Raw genomic sequence first — 15,984 nt, 5'->3', positions numbered from 1 at the left:
GAGGAGGGCCGCCAGGACTCCCGGGGGATAACCCCACCCGATGCGTGACGCTCTGCTTACCTCACCTTTAGCAGGCCCTAGACTCCCGTGCGTACAGATCGTCGAACAGTGCTGAGTGTCAGAGGCGGTCAGGGAGTGAGGGGCTGACGTGCACGTGACGAACGTCGCGGCGAGCTACTACCAGTCGTACTCCGTCGTCGGACTGCTCGCCGTCGTCGGCGTGCTGTTCGTCGCCGTCGCCTTCGGCGCGGGACGGCTGCTCAGGCCCGTCGTACCGACACCCGAGAAGCTCCTGACGTACGAGTGCGGCGTCGACCCGGTCGGCGAGGGCTGGGCCCACACCCAGGTCCGCTACTACGTCTACGCGTTCCTCTACGTCATCTTCGCCGTCGACTCGATCTTCCTCTTTCCATGGGCGACGGTCTTCGCCGCGCCCGGCTACGGTGCGACGACGCTGGTGGAGATGTTCGTCTTCCTCGGCTTCCTGACCGTGGGCCTGCTGTACGCATACAAGAAGGGCGTCCTCACATGGACGTGACCCCGGAGCGTCCTCGCGCGGACGTGACCCCGGAGCCCGTGCTCCTGCCCGAGCCGACCGTGCTGTCCACGCCCGAGTCGTCCACGTCCGAGCCGCAGAAGCTCGGCGTGCTCTCGCGGCTGGCCCCCGAGCCGATGAAGGTGGTCCTCAACTGGGGCCGCCGGTACTCGTTGTGGGTCTTCAACTTCGGCCTCGCCTGTTGCGCCATCGAGTTCATCGCCGCGTCCATGGCCCGGCACGACTTCATCCGGCTCGGTGTGATCCCGTTCGCGCCCGGTCCGCGCCAGGCCGACCTGATGGTCGTCTCCGGCACGGTCACGGACAAGATGGCCCCGGCCGTGAAGCGCCTGTACGAGCAGATGCCCGAGCCGAAGTACGTCATCTCCTTCGGCGCCTGCTCCAACTGCGGCGGCCCGTACTGGGATTCGTACGCGGTGACCAAGGGCGTCGACCAGATCATCCCGGTGGATGTCTACGTGCCCGGCTGCCCGCCCCGGCCCGAGGCGCTGCTCCAGGGCATCCTCAAGCTCCAGGAGAAGATCGCGGCGGAGTCGCTGGGGGAGCGGTACGGCAATGGCGGCAAGGGGAACCGGCCTTCGGCGGCGGCTTTGCAGAGCGGACTCGTGAAGGCGCCGGTGGCGGGCACCGGTTCTGGTTCTGGGGAGGGGAAGGCATGACGGGCTGGCTGCCGAGCCCCGTCGAGGAGCTCTTCGGCGCCGAGGCGACGGCGGAGGAGTCGTACGACCTTCTAACGGTCGACGTCCCGCCGAGCTCCTGGATCGCGGCGCTCGAAACCGCGCGCACGACGCTGACCTGCACCTACTTCGACTGGCTGAGCGCCGTCGACGAACCCGGCACGGGCTTTTACGTCTCGGCCCACGTCGTCGCCCTCTCTCCCGTACGTCGCCTCCTCATCCGTACGACCGTTCCGCACGAGGCCCCTGTCCTGCCGACGGCGGTCGACGTCTACGCGGGCGCGGCATGGCACGAGCGCGAGACGCACGAGATGTTCGGCGTCGCTTTTGAGGGCCACCCGCACCTGGTCCCGCTGCTCCTCCCGGACACCTTCGAAGGCCACCCCCTGCGCAAGGACTTCGTCCTGGCGGCCCGGGTCGCCAAGGCGTGGCCCGGCGCGAAGGAGCCGGGGGAGTCGGAGCACGGCGGGCCCAAGCGCCGCCAGATGCTGCCTCCCGGCGTGCCCGACCCGAACGAATGGGGCCCCCTCAAGGGCCAGCTCCCGGCAGCCCCGGCCCGCCCGGCCCGCGGCGCGGCCCGAGCGGCGGGCGACCGACCCGTACGCCGGGCACGCACGGCGGGGGAGGGCTCGGCCAGCCAGGCAACGGCAACGGCAACGGGCGCACAGCCGGAGACAGCGGCACCGGCACCGGCACCGCGGCGTTCGCGGAGCGTCAGCCAGGGGTCGGCTTCGCAGCGACCGGAGGGGACGGGACCCGCTGGGGCTGCTCCGACACCGGAGGCTGCTCCGACACCCGAGGCTGCTCCGCTCCCTGAGGCGAAGCCTGACGTTGCTCCGGCACCGGAGGCGAAGCCCGAAGCTGCTCCGGCGCCGAAGGCGAAGCCCGAGTCGCGCGCGGCCGGTTCCGATGCTCCCTGGCACCAGGCCCGCCCGGCGTTCGAGGCGAGCGAGGAGTCGGCACCGGCCACGGAGGCCGAAACCGACACCACCGCTACCAGTACCGGCACTGGTACTAGTACTGACACCGACCCCGAGGCCCCGAAGCCCGAGCCCACCGAGCCCGAGCCCGCCAAGCAAGACCCCGCCAACCCCGACGATGAAGCCGATCGCCCAGGAGGCTCGGAGTGACCGACGCGCTCGACGTCGCCCTGCGTCTCCTCATCGTCTTCGCCGTCTTCCTCGTACTGCCCCTGGTCATCGGCCAGACCGAGCACAAGGTGATGGCCCACATGCAGGGCCGCCTCGGCCCCATGTACGCGGGCGGCTTCCACGGCTGGGCCCAGCTCGTCGCCGACGGAGTCAAGTTCGCGCAGAAGGAAGACGTCGTACCGGCCGAGGCCGACCGCCGCATCTTCCAGCTCGCCCCCGCCATCGCCCTGCTGCCGTACCTCCTCGTCCTGATCGCCATCCCCATCGGCCCGAGCGAAGGCGCCGTCGGCCAACTCGTCGACGCGGGCATCTTCTTCGTGCTCGCGGTCATGGGCGTCGGCGTACTCGGCTCGCTCATGGCGGGCTGGGCGAGCGCCAACAAGTTCTCCCTCCTCGGCGGCCTGCGCACCGCCGCCCAGCTCCTGGCGTACGAACTCCCGATGCTGCTCGCCGCGGCCTCGGTCGCGATGGCAGCCGGCACGGTGTCACTGCCCGGCATCCTGAACGCCTTCGAGTGGTGGTGGCTGCCCTGGCAGATCGTCGGCGCCCTCGTCTTCTTCGTCGCGGGCCTCGCCGAACTCCAGCGCCCGCCCTTCGACATGCCGGTCGCCGACTCGGAGATCATCTTCGGCGCGTACACCGAGTACACGGGCCTGCGCTTCGCCCTCTTCCTCCTCGCCGAGTACGCCGGAATCGTCGTCCTCTGCGGCCTCACCACCGTCCTCTTCCTCGGTGGCTGGCACGGCCCGTGGGGCGCCGACGGCCTCGGCTGGGTCTGGACCCTCCTGAAGACGGGACTGCTCGCCTTCGTCGTGATCTGGCTGCGCGTCAGCTACCCCCGTCTCCGCGAGGACCAGCTCCAGAAGCTCTCCTGGACCCTCCTCGTCCCGCTCGCCCTCGCGCAGATCGCGCTCACCGGAATCGTGAAGGTGGCGATCAACTAAATGGCTCCGATCCCTGGCAGCGGCCTCGCCAAGGGCCTCGCCGTCACCCTCCGCACGATGACGAAGAAGACCGTCACCGAGCAGTACCCGGAGCATCAGCCCGAACTCCCGCCCCGCACCCGGGGTGTCATCGGGCTCTTCGAGGAGAACTGCACGGTCTGCATGCTCTGCGCCCGCGAGTGCCCGGACTGGTGCATCTACATCGACTCGCACAAGGAGACGGTCCCGCCGGCCGTCGAGGGCGGCCGCGAGCGCAGCCGCAATGTCCTCGACCGCTTCGCCATCGACTTCTCCCTCTGCATGTACTGCGGCATCTGCATCGAGGTCTGCCCCTTCGACGCACTCTTCTGGTCCCCGGAGTTCGAGTACGCCGAGACCGACATCCACGAACTCACCCACGAACGCGACAAGCTCCGCGACTGGATGTGGACCGTCCCGGCCCCGCCGGCCCTGGACCCCGCGGCCGAGGAACCCAAGGAGATCGCCACCGCCCGCAAGGCAGCGGAGAAGCTGGCGGCCGCACAGGAAGCCGAAGCTGCCGGCCCGGAGGCATCCCAGTGAACCTCGCCGCCAACGCCCCCCAAGGCTTCCTCTCCCCGACGGGAGTGGAGATCGCGTTCCTCCTCGTCGGCCTCGTCACCCTCGGCTCGGCGATCGTCACCGTCACCACCAAGCAGCTGGTGCACGCCGCCCTGTGGCTCGTGGCGACGCTGGGCGGCCTGGCCGTCGAGTACCTCCTGCTCACCGCCGAGTTCATCGCCTGGGTACAGGTACTGATCTATGTCGGCTCCGTCGTCGTCCTCCTCTTGTTCGGTCTGATGCTCACGCGGGCCCCCATCGGCCGCTCCCCGGACGCCGATTCGGGCAACCGCCCGGTCGCGCTCGCGGTGGCCGTCCTCGCGGCGGCCGCTCTGGTCTGGGTCGTCGTCGACGCCTTCCGGACGACCTGGATCGACCTCGACCGCGCCGCCGACGAGGCCCAGGGCTCCACCGCGGTGACCGGGAAGTTCCTCTTCCAGCACTGGGTGCTGCCTTTCGAGGCCCTCTCGGTCCTGCTCCTGGCCGCCCTGGTCGGCGCGATCGTCCTCTCCCGCAGGAACGCCCGCATGACCCGCCTGAACGGCGACACCGGCACCACCGGCGACAAGGAGCAGCGCTGATGCACCTCGCCTATCCCGCCGTCCTGGCCGCCCTCCTCTTCTGCGTGGGCCTGTACGGAGTACTCGCCCGGCGCAACGCGATCCTGGTCCTGATGTCCGTCGAGCTCATGCTCAACGCCGTCAACCTCAACCTGGTCGCCTTCGACGTCTGGCTCCGCGATGCCCTCCACTCCGGCCAGGCCCTGACCCTCTTCACCATCGCCATCGCCGCCGCGGAGATCGGCATCGGCCTCGCGATCGTCCTGGCCGTCTACCGCAACCGCGGCTCCTCCGCCGTCGACGACCTCCGCGACACCGCCGAGGGCCCCGACGACGACCCCGGGGACGCCGGGGACGCCGAGGGCGCCGTCGGTGAAGAGCCCGCCCCGGCCAAGACCTCGCAGAAGTCGCAGAAGGCTGAGGCCACCGCGTGACCACGACCACCCTCGCCGTACTCGTCCCCCTCCTGCCGTTCCTCGGCGCCCTCGCCGGTCTGCTGCTCGGCCGCACCGTCCCGGGTCTCGTACGTCCCCTCGCGGTGCTGCCCACCCTGGCGGCGCTGGTCATCGCCGTCATGGTCGCCGCCCGCCATGGCGGCGGCAACGACATCGACTCCGCCACCGAGCTCACCCCGACCGGCTCGGTCCCCATCGAACTCGCCCTGCACATCGACGGCTTCGCCGCCCTGGTCGCCGTCCTGGTCGGCGTCGTCGCCTCCTGCGTGCAGATCTATTCGACGGGCTACCTGCGCGACGACCCGCGCTACCCCTCGTACGCCGCTCTCGTCTCCCTCTTCACCTCCGCGATGCTGCTCGTCGTCTACTCCGGCGACCTGATGGTGCTCCTGGTCGGCTGGGAGATCATGGGCATCTGCTCGTACTTCCTCGTCGGCCACTACTGGGAGACGCCCGAAGCCCGCGCGGCCTCCCTCAAGGCCTTCCTGGTCACCAAGCTCGGCGACGTCCCCTTCCTGATCGGCCTGTTCGCGCTCGCCGTCGACGCCGGGTCGTTCCGCATCACGACCGTCCTCGCGACGGTCGCGGGCGGCGGCCTCGACCACCCGACGCTGATCGCCCTGCTGCTCCTCGCCGGCGTGGCGGGCAAGTCCGCGCAGTTCCCGCTGCACACCTGGCTGCCCGACGCCATGGCCGGCCCCACGCCCGTCTCCGCGCTCATCCACGCCGCGACGATGGTCGCCGCCGGTGTCTACTTCGTCGCCCGGCTCCTCCCGGTCTTCGCCGCCTCGTCGGCAGCGCTGGTCGTCCTCGCCGTCATGGCCGCCGTCACGATGGCGGGTTCGGCTCTCGCCGCGCTCGCCCAGGACGACATCAAGCGCGTCCTCGCGTACTCGACGATCGGCCAGCTCGGCTATCTGACCGGCGCCCTCGCCGTCGGCGACCGCGGTGCCGCCGTCTTCCATCTCCTCTCGCACGGCGCCTTCAAGGCGCTCCTCTTCCTCGGCGCCGGCGTGATCATCCACGCCGCCGGCACCAACTCCCTCGCCGCCATGTCCCGTATGAAGGGCCTGCGCGACCGGGTCCCCGACGCCTTCTGGACGATGACCGTGGCGCTCCTCGCGCTCGCCGCGATCCCGCCCTTCAGCGGCTTCTTCTCCAAGGAAGCCGTCCTGGGCGCCGCCGAGCACGCGGCCACCGGACACTCCGAGACCGCGCCCACCGCGGCGGGCTGGATCGTCCTGATCGCCGGTCTGCTCACCGCCCTCCTCACCGCCGCCTACGCGACGCGCCTGTGGCTGCTCGCCTTCAACGGCAAGGGCCCCGAAGCCCCGAGCCACGGCCGTCAGCCCTTCACCATGACCGCCGTTCTCTGGGTGCTCGCCGTCCCCTCACTCGCCTTCGGCCTGACCGTCGGCGTCCTGCCGGACTGGTTCGACGGGCACTCGCTCACCCCGACCCTCACCACCTCCGTCCTCGGCACGGGACTCGCCCTCGTGGGCGGGCTCGTCACATACGGGGCGTGGCGTCACACCACGGCGCTCGCCCCCCGCCACCCGATGGGCGCGGTCGCCGCCGACGCGGGAGCCGACGGAGGCCTGGTCGAAGCCGAGGCCATCGCCTCGCACGCCCCCGTCTACGGAGACGTGGCCGCCGCTCATGACCCGGCCGACCCCGGACGCCTCCTGCTCGGCCCGCTGCACCGGCACGCCGCAGTCGGCTTCCACCTCGACGCCGTCTACGCCGCGCTGTTCGTGCGCCCCGTCCAGGCCGCCGCGCGCCTCGTCCGGTTCCTCGACCGCGAGGTCGTCGACACGTACGTACGCGGCGCGGGCACCGCACCCCGCTGGCTCGGCGCGGCCGTCCGCCGCGCGCAGACCGGCAACGTGCAGACCTACCTGAGCGCGCTGCTCGCAGGCACCGTCGTCCTGGCTGTCGCCGCCGTCCTCGTCGCCACCGCCGGAGCGTGAGCAGCCGTGATCGATATCAGTGAATCCGTGATGCAGCTTCTGCTCGCGTTGATCGTGGTCGGCCCGCTCATCGGCGCCGTGGCCGCCCTGCTCCCGGCCCCGCCCGGACTGAAGGGGAAGTCAACCGACCAGGCCGTGCTGCGCCACGGCGTGTTCGTCACCGGCGCGATCCTCGTCGCGGCGATCGTCCTGGCGCTCGGCTTCGACCATGACCAGCCGTCAAAGATGCAGGCCACGACAGATATCAGCTGGATCCCCGCACTCGACGTGCGCATCCATCTCGGCGTCGACGGCATCTCGCTCCCCCTCCTGGTCCTGACCGCGCTCCTGACCTTCCTCTGCGCGCTGTACTCCTACTTCAAAATGCCGGTGGGCCCGTCTCCCAAGGCATTTGTCGCGCTGATCCTCGTGCTCGAGTCCGGCACCCTCGCGACCTTCGCCGTCCTCGATCTGCTGCTGTTCTTCCTGGCGTTCGAGATGGTCCTCATCCCGATGTACTTCCTCATCGCACGCTGGGGCGGCGCCCAACGCACGCAGGCCGCCTGGAAGTTCATCCTCTACACGCTTCTCGGCTCCGTCGTGATGCTGCTCGGTCTCCTCCTCATCGGCCTCAAGTCCGGCACATTCGACATGGTGGCACTCGCCACTGACAACGGCCGGGGTCTGACCACATCCGTGCAGGTCATCGCCGTTCTGGCGATCGGGATCGGGCTCGCGGTCAAGACGCCGATGTGGCCGCTGCACAGCTGGCTGCCGGACGCGCACACCGCCGCGCCCACCGTCGGCTCGGTCCTGCTGGCCGGCGTGCTGCTGAAGATGGGCACGTACGGCTTCGTCCGGATCTTGCTGCCGATCACGCCCGACGGCATGCACACCTTCGCGCCGTACCTCGCGGCCTTCGCGGTCGTCGGGATCATCTACGGTTCGCTCGCCTGCCTCGCCCTCGCCAAACAGGGCGCGAAGGGCGACCTCAAGCGCCTCATCGCGTACTCGTCCGTGGGCCACATGGGCTTCGTGCTCCTCGGCATCTCGACGATGAGCCCGACCGGCGTGAACGGCGCGCTGTTCGCCAACATCGCGCACGGCCTCATCACCGGCCTGCTGTTCTTCCTCGTCGGCGCGCTGAAGGACCGCACCGGCACCAGCGACCTCGACACCCTCGCGCAGGAGTCGGGCGCCGCGCTCTACGGCAAGGCGCCGCGCCTCGGCGGTCTCCTGGCCTTCGGCGCCGTCGCCTCGCTCGGCCTTCCGGGCCTCGCCGGGTTCTGGGGCGAGATGCTCGCCCTGTTCGGCGCGTTCAAGCCCGCCGAAGGACTCAGCCGCCCGGCCTTCCTCACCTTCATGGCGATCGCCGCCGTCGGCACCCTGCTCACCGCCGCGTACATGCTCATCGTCGTACGGCGTGTCTGCATGGGCCCGATGTCTCAGGGTTCTCAGGACGCAGGCAAGCCCGAAACCCCGGCGCTCGCCGACGTCCAGGGCTATGAGTTCGCCGCCTGGACCCCGCTCGTCGCCCTCACCGTCCTCGCCGGACTCTGGCCCGCCGCTCTGCTCGGCCTCACCGACCCGGCCGTGCAGCAGCTCCTCTCAGGAGGCAAGTCGTGACCGTGGCCGCCGAAAGCGCCGCCGGCGTCGTCCAGTCCGTCGACTGGCTCGCGATCGCACCGCCCACCATCGCGGCGGTCGTCGGTCTTCTGGTGCTTGTCGCCGACCTCTTCGTGGGCGACAAGAAGAAGGCGCTGCTCGGCTGGGTCTCCGTGGCGGGCCTCGCCGTGGCCGGTCTCTCCCTGCTGCCGATCCTGAACGACGACCGTTCGACGTTCTGCCTGACCGGTGGCGCGGAGGCCTGCAGCTACACCGCCGACCGCTTCACGCTCGTCATCCAACTGCTCGTCATCGGCGGCGCCTTGTTGGCGGCGCTGCTCTCGATCAGCACCCTCAAGGACGCGAACGGCACGGAGAAGGAACTCCCCGAAGGGGAGTTCTGGTTCCTGCTGCTCTCCTCCGCCGCGGGCGCCGCACTGCTGCCCGCCTCGCGCGACCTCGCCACGCTCATCGTCGCCCTGGAGGTCGCCTCCCTGCCCGCCTTCGCGCTCGTGGGCCTCAGGCACGGCGACAAGCGGTCCTCCGAAGCGGCCCTGAAGTTCTTCCTCTCCTCCGTCACCGCGACCGCCGTGACGCTGATGGGCGTCAGCTTCGTGTACGCCGCGACCGGCACCATGCACCTCACGGAGATCGCCGAGGAGCTCCAGCACGTCGACGGACAGCTGGACACGCTCGCCCAGACCGGAGTCGCCCTCACCCTCGTCGGCTTCGCCTTCAAGGTGGCCGCCGTGCCGTTCCACTTCTGGGTGCCCGACACCTACGTGGGCGCGCCCTTGCCCGTCGCCGCCTATCTCTCCGTCGTCGGCAAGGCGGTCGGCTTCACCGGCCTGATCCTCGTCACCGTCGTCGCCTTCCCCTCGTACGCCGACGTGTGGGGTCCGGCGCTGGCCGTGCTGGCCGCCCTCACCATGACCGCGGGCAACGTGGCGGCGCTGCGCCAGCAGGCCACGCGCGCGTACAGCGCGGTACGTCTGCTCGCCTGGTCCTCGGTCGGCCAGGCGGGATACCTCCTGGTGCCGATCGCCGCCGCCGGATACGCCGACAACCCAGCCGAGGCCGAGAAGGCCGTCGGCTCCACGGTCGCGTACGCCTTGATGTACGCGGCCGTGAACCTCGGGGCGTTCGCCGTCGCCGCGCTCGTCGGCCGCACGCAGCGCCTGAACCGCGTCAGCGACTACCGCGGCCTGTACGCGAGAAGCCCCCTCGCGGCCCTGGTGCTCGGCTTCTTCCTGCTCTGCCTGGCGGGCCTGCCGCCGGGCATCATCGGCCTCTTCGCGAAGGTCACCGTCTTCTCGGCAGCGGTCGACGCGGGCCTGGGCTGGCTCGCCGTGGTGATGGCCGTGAACGTCGTGATCGCCCTCTTCTACTACCTCCAGTGGACCGCGCTGCTGTTCCGCGCCCCCGAGGGCGAGCCGGCCAAGCACCGCGTCCCGGCCCCCCTGACGGCGGCCATCGCCGTCACCGCGGTCCTCGGCATCGCGCTCTCCGGAGCACCGCAACTCGTCCTGCGGTTCTCCGACACCGGCCTCTTCTGACAGGCCCCATCTCCGTAGGGCCGCTCGGGCCGCCCGGGTATCACCCGAGCGGCCCACACCGCTGCTGCGCCGCTCCTGCGCGCACAAGGGAACTAGTGCTCCCCGCCTGGCGTTGACCAGTACGGGAGGGTCCACTGAAGAGTGGAAGCACCAGTAGACAGAGGGTTCCCCCACGCACCACAGGAGGGCGTACCGTGCACCGCCGGCACAACGGGCTGAAGACCGCCGTACTCCTCGGGGGACTGTCCGCTCTCATCCTCGTCATCGGCAGTTTCTTCGGGCGTACGGGCTTGATCGTCGCGCTTTTCGTGGCGCTCGGCACCAATGCGTACGCGTACTGGAACAGCGACAAGCTCGCCCTGCGCGCCATGCGCGCGCGCCCGGTGAGCGAGTTCGAGGCACCACAGCTCTACCGCATGGTCCGCGAGCTCTCGACGCAGGCCCGCCAGCCCATGCCCCGCCTCTACATCTCACCCACCGAGGCGCCCAACGCGTTCGCGACGGGCCGCAATCCGCGCAACGCGGCGGTGTGCTGCACCGACGGCATCCTGCGCCTCCTGGACGAGCGCGAGCTGCGGGGCGTGATCGGCCACGAGCTCAGCCACGTCTACAACCGCGACATCCTGATCTCGTCGGTCGCCGGCGCGCTCGCCTCGGTGATCATGTTCCTCGTCAACTTCGCCTGGCTGATCCCGATCGGCAGGTCGAACGACAACGAAGGCCCCGGCATCTTCGGCATGCTCCTGATCATGCTCCTCGGCCCGCTCGCCGCTTCCATCATCCAGCTCGCGATCAGCCGCTCCAGGGAGTACGAGGCCGACGCGTCCGGCGCACAGCTCACCGGGGACCCCCTGGCCCTGGCGAGCGCCCTGCGCAAGCTCGACGCGGGGACCAAGCAGCTTCCGCTGCCGCCCGAGCCACGCCTGGAGACGGCAAGTCACATGATGATTGCGAACCCTTTCCGTCCGGGGCAGGGCATGTCCAAGATGTTCTCCACGCATCCGCCGATGGCGGAGCGCATTGCCCGGCTCGAGCAGATGGCAGGTCGCCAACAGTGAAGACAATCCTGAACGTCATTTGGCTCGTCCTGTGCGGCTTCTGGATGTTCCTCGGCTATCTCCTGGCCGGGGTGCTCCTGTGCATCACGGTCATCGGGATCCCCTTCGGGGTCGCCAGCTTCCGCATTGGCCGCTATGCCCTGTGGCCCTTCGGATACACCACAGTTGAGCGCCGCGACGCGGGCGCGCCGTCCTGCGTCGTGAACGTCCTGTGGCTGATCCTCGCGGGCTGGTGGCTCGCGCTCGGCCACATCGTGACCGGTTTCCTCCTGTGCGTCACGATCATCGGCATCCCGCTGGGCGTCGCCAACTTCAAGCTGATCCCGGTGTCGTTGATGCCGCTCGGCCGCGAAATCGTGCGCACGGACCAGCCGTTCGCCGCGCGCTGACGCACCCCTCCGGGCCGTGCCGCACCGCGGCACGGCCTCGTGTGTCATACACCGCATCAGCCTGACCACCGCAACCGCGCCCCGCTCCCGTGACGTCCTTCAGGACAACAGCACGAAGAGGGGCAGGTACACCGCATGGGCATCATCAGCTGGATCGTTCTGGGGCTGATCGCCGGTGTCGTCGCCAAAATCCTGCTGCCCGGCCGGGACCCGGGTGGCTTCATCGGCACGACCGTCATCGGCATCGCGGGCGCCTTCATAGGCGGCTGGATCTCCGCCCGCTATCTCGACCGCCCGATAGCCACCGACGTCTACGACGGCGCCACCTGGGCGGCGGCGATCGGCGGCTCGCTGGTCCTGCTCGTCGCCTACCGCATCCTCTTCGGCCACTCGCGCCGCTGAGCCATTCGCGCCCCCTGAGGCGTCGATCCCCCGATCTGCGGCCAGCAGCAAGGGCGGGCACCCCAAGAGGGTGCCCGCCCTTCGGCGTCGTACGACGAGCGGCCGGCAGTAGCAGCCAGCAGTACTTACTGGCGCACTCACCGACAATCAGCGGTAGTTGGCGAACTGCACCGCGAAGTCGAAGTCCTGCCCCTTGAGCAGCGCCTGTACGGCCTGCAGGTCGTCACGGCTCTTCGAGCTGACCCGCAGCTCGTCGCCCTGGACCTGTGCCTTGACGCCCTTGGGGCCCTCATCGCGGATGATCTTGGCGACCTTCTTCGCGTTCTCCTGGGAGATGCCCTCTTCGATCGAGGCGAAGATCTTGTATTCCTTGCCCGACAGCTGCGGCTCGCCCGCGTCCAGCGACTTCAGCGAGATGCCGCGCTTGATTAGCTTGGACTGGAAGATGTCGAGGATCGCCTTGACCCGCTCCTCGCCGTTCGCCTCCATCAGGATCTTCTCGCCGGACCAGGCGATGGAGGCGCCCGTGCCCTTGAAGTCGTAGCGCTGCGAGATCTCCTTGGCGGCCTGGTTGAGGGCGTTGTCGACCTCCTGCCGCTCGACCTTCGAGACGATGTCGAAACTGGAGTCGGCCATGTCCTGTGGCTCCTTGTATCGGGGTCTGCGTACTCGGCTGGTGCACGGCCTAAGGTCCCTGGCCGCATCCGCAAAGCCTAGCCACCGCCCCCACGCCGGGGGCCGATCAATCGGGTGGCGAAGCACCCCTGTCCATCAGGTATCGTTTACGTCGTTGCCACAGAGCGCCGCCCAAAAGCGGATGTCTCCAAACAACAACCCAGGCGGTGTGCCCGAGCGGCCAAAGGGAGCAGACTGTAAATCTGCCGGCTCAGCCTTCCCAGGTTCGAATCCTGGCGCCGCCACACGAAGGAGACCCTCTCCGGTCTTGCGGAAACGCAAGTCGGAGGGGGTCTTTTCGTACGCTGAGGGCATGTCGTCGATGCCAGCCATGCCGTCCTCAGCGCGCCGCAGGAACTGCCCGGAGTGCCGCCGTGAAATCGCGGTCGTCGGAGGACGGTTCGCCCGGCATGATCCGCCGGGCTCGGGGCCTCGCGGCAGCGGTGACCTCGTCTCGTGTCCCGGTTCGCGCAGGCAGGCCATGCTGGGCGCCGCACAGCCCGCTCTGGACGGTTACGCGGTCCCGGACTTCCCCGGGCAGCTCCCGCTGTTCTGAGGCGCTCCCACGGGCCTCCAGGGCGTCCGACGCGGGGCGCGCGGGGCGGGGGAGCTCAGCGCTGCCGTACGTCCATCCGGCTCACCAGGCCGTCGTCCCGGAACGTGTAGACGTGCTCGACCGTCGTCGGCGCCCAGTGGTCGCCCGTCTCGTCCCGCAGCCCCGGCCGCACGGTGGCCACGACCCGCCGCCCGTCGTCGTCGAGCCGTAGCCGCTCCAGGTGCACCAGGGGGTGCATCACCGCGAACTGCCGCGCCCAGTAGGCGCGGACCGCCGCGATGCCCCGGGCGCGGGTGTTGTCCAGGAGGTTCGGCCAGTTCACGTCGGGCGCCAAGGAGCGTGGGATGAACGCATCGCGCTCTTCGGTACTGAAGACGGCGTACATCTGCCGCAAGAGGGCTTCCTGCGCGGCGGGCACATCGGAAGCAGGCATGGCGTTCCTCACGTAGGCAGTGTCTCCAGCCAAGCACCGCCCCACGCGCGGGACATCCCTCAGAGGGCCGACATCTCGGCGTCAGGGGACAAGCACCGTCGTACGGGCGTCAGTTGCCCGCAACGGACTTGACCGCCACGGACACCGGCGTCGAACCGCTCACCAGCTCCAGCGTCAGGCCCGCCGTCGCCGACGAGTCGACCAGCTCGGCGAGGACCGCGGCCACGTCGTCACGCGGGATCGGCCCGCGCCCGGTCGACGCCTCCAGACGCACGAGACCGGTGCCCGCGTCGTCCGTCAGCATGCCGGGGCGCAGGATCGTCCAGTCCAGGGCCTTGCGGTCGCGTACGGAGGCGTCGGCCTCGCCCTTGGCGCGCAGATAGGCGTCGAAGATCTCGTCGCCCTGGTGCGCGGGGTCCGCGCCCATCGACGACACGACGACATAGCGCCGTACGCCCGCGCGCTCGGCGGCGTCGGCGAAGAGCACGGCGGCGTCGCGGTCCACCGTGTTCTTGCGGTCGGCGCCGCTGCCCGGACCCGCACCCGCGGCGAAGACGGCCGCGTCGGCGCCTTCCAGAAGCCCGGCCACCTCGTCGACGGACGCCGATTCCAGGTCGCACAGCGCCGCTTCGGCACCCGCGTCCCGCAGATCGGCCTCCTGCCCGCTTCTGCGGATGATCCCGACGACCTCGTCACCCCGCGCGGCGAGCAACCGCTCGAGCCGCAGCGCGATCTGACCATGACCTCCAGCGATGACAATGCGCATGTCTCCGACCGTACGACAGCTCCCGCGTGATCGCCCCGCGCACGCGGGAGCACGGCAGTACGCGTCGCCCGCCCTCAGGAGGGTTCCGCGCCCTTCGCCCGGCCCGGACCGCTCCCCTTCGAGCGGCCCTGCCGGGGCAGGTCGAGCGCCACCGCGGCCGCCGAGTCGCAGTACTCCCGCACCGCGCTCGTCCGTGCCACCACGCGCCCCCGGTGCACCACGATGCGGCTGTACGCGAGCGAGAGCGCCCCCGCGAGATGGTCGCCCCGCACCGCGAGCAGCTCCGCGGGGAACCCCGCCTCCACCCGGACCTGAGGGAGCCCCATCGAGGCCCGTGCCGCGGAGCTGACCGCGCCGTACGCGTCCTCGGGGCGCAGCCCGCACCGCGAGGCCAGCAGATAGGCGGCCTCCAGCGGATCCCCGCGCCCCACGGGGTTCGACACGTCCCGCATGGCCCCGCTGCCCGCCGCGACCCGCACCCCGGCCGCCCGAAGCAGCCGCACCGGCGCCACCGCTCCCCGCCGCTCCACGCTGCCGCACCCGCCCTGCGGCAGGCACACCACCGTCACACCGGCCGCCGCCAGTTGCTCCGCGGTCCGCCCGGCCACGTCCGACGGCAGCCGGCCGAGCCCGCCGCACGGGCCGATCGTCACCCCGGGCCGCAGCCCGCCCGCCATCGCGGCGAGCCGCCCGAGCCGCGCCGGATCGCTGCCGTCCGTGTGCAGGTCGACGGGACAGCCGTGCTCGGCGGCGACCTCGAGGACCGCTTCCACATAGCCGGTCGGATCGGGGTCCAGATCGGGGCAACCGCCCACTACGGAGGCGCCCATCTTCACCGCGTCCCGCAGCATCGCGAGCCCGTCGGCGCCGGCCACCCCGGTCAGCCGGCGCGGCACGGCCACGGCCGTCAGGTCGACCAGGCCGCGCAGCGAACGCCTGGCCTGGAGCACCGCCTCCATCGACGTGAGCCCCGGTACGTCGCCGATCCGCACGTGCGAGCGCAGCGCCGTCGCGCCGTGCCCGAGCTGCAGGAGGGCGGCCTCGGTGGTCCGGCGCTGGACGTCGGCGACCTCGTACGAGACCGGACCCTCCGCGTCCGCGGACAGGGCCGTGTCGCTGTGCGCGTGCGGTTCGGCCGCGGCCGGCAGCAGGAGATACCCGCCGAGGTCCACGCGTGTGCCGTGCGCGGTCAGGCTGCCCGCCGTGCCGACCGCCTCGATGCGCCCGGAGCCGAGCCGCACGTCCACGGTCCTGCCGTCGGTCAGCCGGGCGCCGCAGAGGAGCAGCGCGGAGGCGTCGGCGTCGTCACCTGAGGAGCCGGAAGAGCCGGAGGGCCCGGAGGAGTGGGGCTGCGGCTGGCTGTCGGGCATCGCGCTCCTGAGGCTCGGGGGCGGCTGCGGGGCGTGGCGTCATCCGGGACGGAGGCGTCCCGGACGAAAACGTCCAAGATCACGCAGAGTGGGTCGAGCCTAGGGCGACGACCGGCCCTCTTCGAGGAGGAGCGAAATAGTCGTACCGGCGTGGTGTGAGCCTCCGAAGAGGCCCGGTGGAGGACGTCGGACCGGTGCGGTGGAGGACGTCGGACCGGTGAGGCGGGAGAGGCCGAACCGGTGTGGCGCGAGGCGCCGAAGTGACGTGGTGAGGCGGCCGGGACGACTGCCGAGATGCCCCCG

The 15,984-nt window shown here is 70.6% G+C and carries 18 protein-coding genes and 1 tRNA gene; 15 read left to right on the top strand and 4 right to left on the bottom strand.

From position 1 onward, the window contains the following. Window positions 1-148 precede the first annotated feature (148 nt). The 13 genes from AB0I66_RS38540 to AB0I66_RS38480 all read left to right on the top strand — a co-directional run bounded on the left by AB0I66_RS38540 (window position 149) and on the right by AB0I66_RS38480 (window position 11,881). Window positions 149-538 carry an NADH-quinone oxidoreductase subunit A gene (locus tag AB0I66_RS38540; RefSeq protein WP_160506614.1) on the top strand — a complete coding sequence of 130 codons (390 nt, stop codon included), beginning with the start codon at window positions 149-151 and terminating at the stop codon, window positions 536-538. Then, window positions 529-1,215 (top strand): NADH-quinone oxidoreductase subunit B family protein, encoded by a 687-nt coding sequence (locus AB0I66_RS38535; RefSeq protein WP_363212725.1) that lies wholly within the window; start codon window positions 529-531, stop codon window positions 1,213-1,215. The genes AB0I66_RS38540 and AB0I66_RS38535 overlap by 10 nt, the downstream gene beginning before the upstream one ends. Continuing rightward, window positions 1,212-2,363 (top strand): NADH-quinone oxidoreductase subunit C, encoded by a 1,152-nt coding sequence (locus tag AB0I66_RS38530; RefSeq protein ID WP_363212724.1) that lies wholly within the window; start codon window positions 1,212-1,214, stop codon window positions 2,361-2,363. The genes AB0I66_RS38535 and AB0I66_RS38530 overlap by 4 nt, the downstream gene beginning before the upstream one ends. Continuing rightward, a complete protein-coding gene (locus AB0I66_RS38525; protein WP_363212723.1) occupies window positions 2,360-3,328 on the top strand; it encodes a complex I subunit 1 family protein in 969 nt (322 codons plus the stop codon). The genes AB0I66_RS38530 and AB0I66_RS38525 overlap by 4 nt, the downstream gene beginning before the upstream one ends. Continuing rightward, window positions 3,329-3,889 (top strand): NADH-quinone oxidoreductase subunit I, encoded by a 561-nt coding sequence (locus AB0I66_RS38520; protein ID WP_363212722.1) that lies wholly within the window; start codon window positions 3,329-3,331, stop codon window positions 3,887-3,889. Beyond that, window positions 3,886-4,488 (top strand): NADH-quinone oxidoreductase subunit J, encoded by a 603-nt coding sequence (locus AB0I66_RS38515; protein ID WP_363212721.1) that lies wholly within the window; start codon window positions 3,886-3,888, stop codon window positions 4,486-4,488. The genes AB0I66_RS38520 and AB0I66_RS38515 overlap by 4 nt, the downstream gene beginning before the upstream one ends. Beyond that, the gene (gene nuoK, locus AB0I66_RS38510; protein WP_363212720.1) at window positions 4,488-4,901 is read left to right on the top strand and encodes an NADH-quinone oxidoreductase subunit NuoK; all 414 of its coding nucleotides are present in this window, start codon (window positions 4,488-4,490) and stop codon (window positions 4,899-4,901) included. Before AB0I66_RS38515 ends, nuoK begins: the two co-directional genes overlap by 1 nt. Beyond that, the gene (locus tag AB0I66_RS38505; protein WP_363212719.1) at window positions 4,898-6,892 is read left to right on the top strand and encodes an NADH-quinone oxidoreductase subunit L; all 1,995 of its coding nucleotides are present in this window, start codon (window positions 4,898-4,900) and stop codon (window positions 6,890-6,892) included. Before nuoK ends, AB0I66_RS38505 begins: the two co-directional genes overlap by 4 nt. 6 nt (window positions 6,893-6,898) lie before the next feature. After that, the gene (locus AB0I66_RS38500) at window positions 6,899-8,497 is read left to right on the top strand and encodes an NADH-quinone oxidoreductase subunit M (RefSeq protein ID WP_363212718.1); all 1,599 of its coding nucleotides are present in this window, start codon (window positions 6,899-6,901) and stop codon (window positions 8,495-8,497) included. Beyond that, window positions 8,494-10,032 (top strand): NADH-quinone oxidoreductase subunit N, encoded by a 1,539-nt coding sequence (locus tag AB0I66_RS38495; RefSeq protein ID WP_363212717.1) that lies wholly within the window; start codon window positions 8,494-8,496, stop codon window positions 10,030-10,032. The genes AB0I66_RS38500 and AB0I66_RS38495 overlap by 4 nt, the downstream gene beginning before the upstream one ends. 194 nt (window positions 10,033-10,226) lie before the next feature. Beyond that, window positions 10,227-11,090: a zinc metalloprotease HtpX gene (htpX, locus tag AB0I66_RS38490; protein WP_363212716.1), complete on the top strand. Its 864-nt coding sequence runs from the start codon at window positions 10,227-10,229 to the stop codon at window positions 11,088-11,090. Then, window positions 11,087-11,479 (top strand): YccF domain-containing protein, encoded by a 393-nt coding sequence (locus tag AB0I66_RS38485; protein ID WP_363212715.1) that lies wholly within the window; start codon window positions 11,087-11,089, stop codon window positions 11,477-11,479. Before htpX ends, AB0I66_RS38485 begins: the two co-directional genes overlap by 4 nt. Window positions 11,480-11,614: 135 nt before the next feature. Beyond that, window positions 11,615-11,881: a GlsB/YeaQ/YmgE family stress response membrane protein gene (locus AB0I66_RS38480; protein ID WP_363212714.1), complete on the top strand. Its 267-nt coding sequence runs from the start codon at window positions 11,615-11,617 to the stop codon at window positions 11,879-11,881. 147 nt (window positions 11,882-12,028) lie between these two features. On the opposite strand, the gene AB0I66_RS38475 is transcribed toward AB0I66_RS38480, so the two are convergent. Beyond that, window positions 12,029-12,517, bottom strand: a complete 489-nt coding sequence (locus AB0I66_RS38475) for a YajQ family cyclic di-GMP-binding protein (protein WP_249588357.1) — start codon at window positions 12,515-12,517, stop codon at window positions 12,029-12,031. 202 nt (window positions 12,518-12,719) lie between these two features. Here AB0I66_RS38475 and AB0I66_RS38470 point away from each other — a divergent pair. Together AB0I66_RS38470 and AB0I66_RS38465 are read left to right on the top strand one after the other, a co-directional pair. Next, a tRNA-Tyr gene (locus AB0I66_RS38470) sits at window positions 12,720-12,801 on the top strand. Window positions 12,802-12,869: 68 nt separating this feature from the next. Beyond that, window positions 12,870-13,112 carry a hypothetical protein gene (locus AB0I66_RS38465; protein ID WP_363212713.1) on the top strand — a complete coding sequence of 81 codons (243 nt, stop codon included), beginning with the start codon at window positions 12,870-12,872 and terminating at the stop codon, window positions 13,110-13,112. Window positions 13,113-13,167: 55 nt separating this feature from the next. Here the strand turns inward: AB0I66_RS38465 and AB0I66_RS38460 are convergent, their stop codons facing one another. The 3 genes from AB0I66_RS38460 to AB0I66_RS38450 all read right to left on the bottom strand — a co-directional run bounded on the left by AB0I66_RS38460 (window position 13,168) and on the right by AB0I66_RS38450 (window position 15,681). Next, window positions 13,168-13,545, bottom strand: coding sequence for a nuclear transport factor 2 family protein (locus AB0I66_RS38460; protein ID WP_363212712.1), 378 nt, complete (start codon window positions 13,543-13,545; stop codon window positions 13,168-13,170). A gap of 109 nt (window positions 13,546-13,654) precedes the next feature. Then, complete coding sequence (locus AB0I66_RS38455; RefSeq protein ID WP_363212711.1) at window positions 13,655-14,311, bottom strand: SDR family oxidoreductase; 657 nt, start codon at window positions 14,309-14,311, stop codon at window positions 13,655-13,657. Between the two features lie 74 nt (window positions 14,312-14,385). Further along, window positions 14,386-15,681 carry an amidohydrolase family protein gene (locus AB0I66_RS38450; protein WP_363212710.1) on the bottom strand — a complete coding sequence of 432 codons (1,296 nt, stop codon included), beginning with the start codon at window positions 15,679-15,681 and terminating at the stop codon, window positions 14,386-14,388. Window positions 15,682-15,984: the final 303 nt, after the last annotated feature.

The sequence above is a fragment of the Streptomyces sp. NPDC050439 genome (genome assembly GCF_040655335.1).
Classification (GTDB): Bacteria; Actinomycetota; Actinomycetes; order Streptomycetales; family Streptomycetaceae; genus Streptomyces.
Note: the sequence above shows the minus strand (reverse complement) of the source record. Positions and strands in the feature narration are given on the sequence as shown.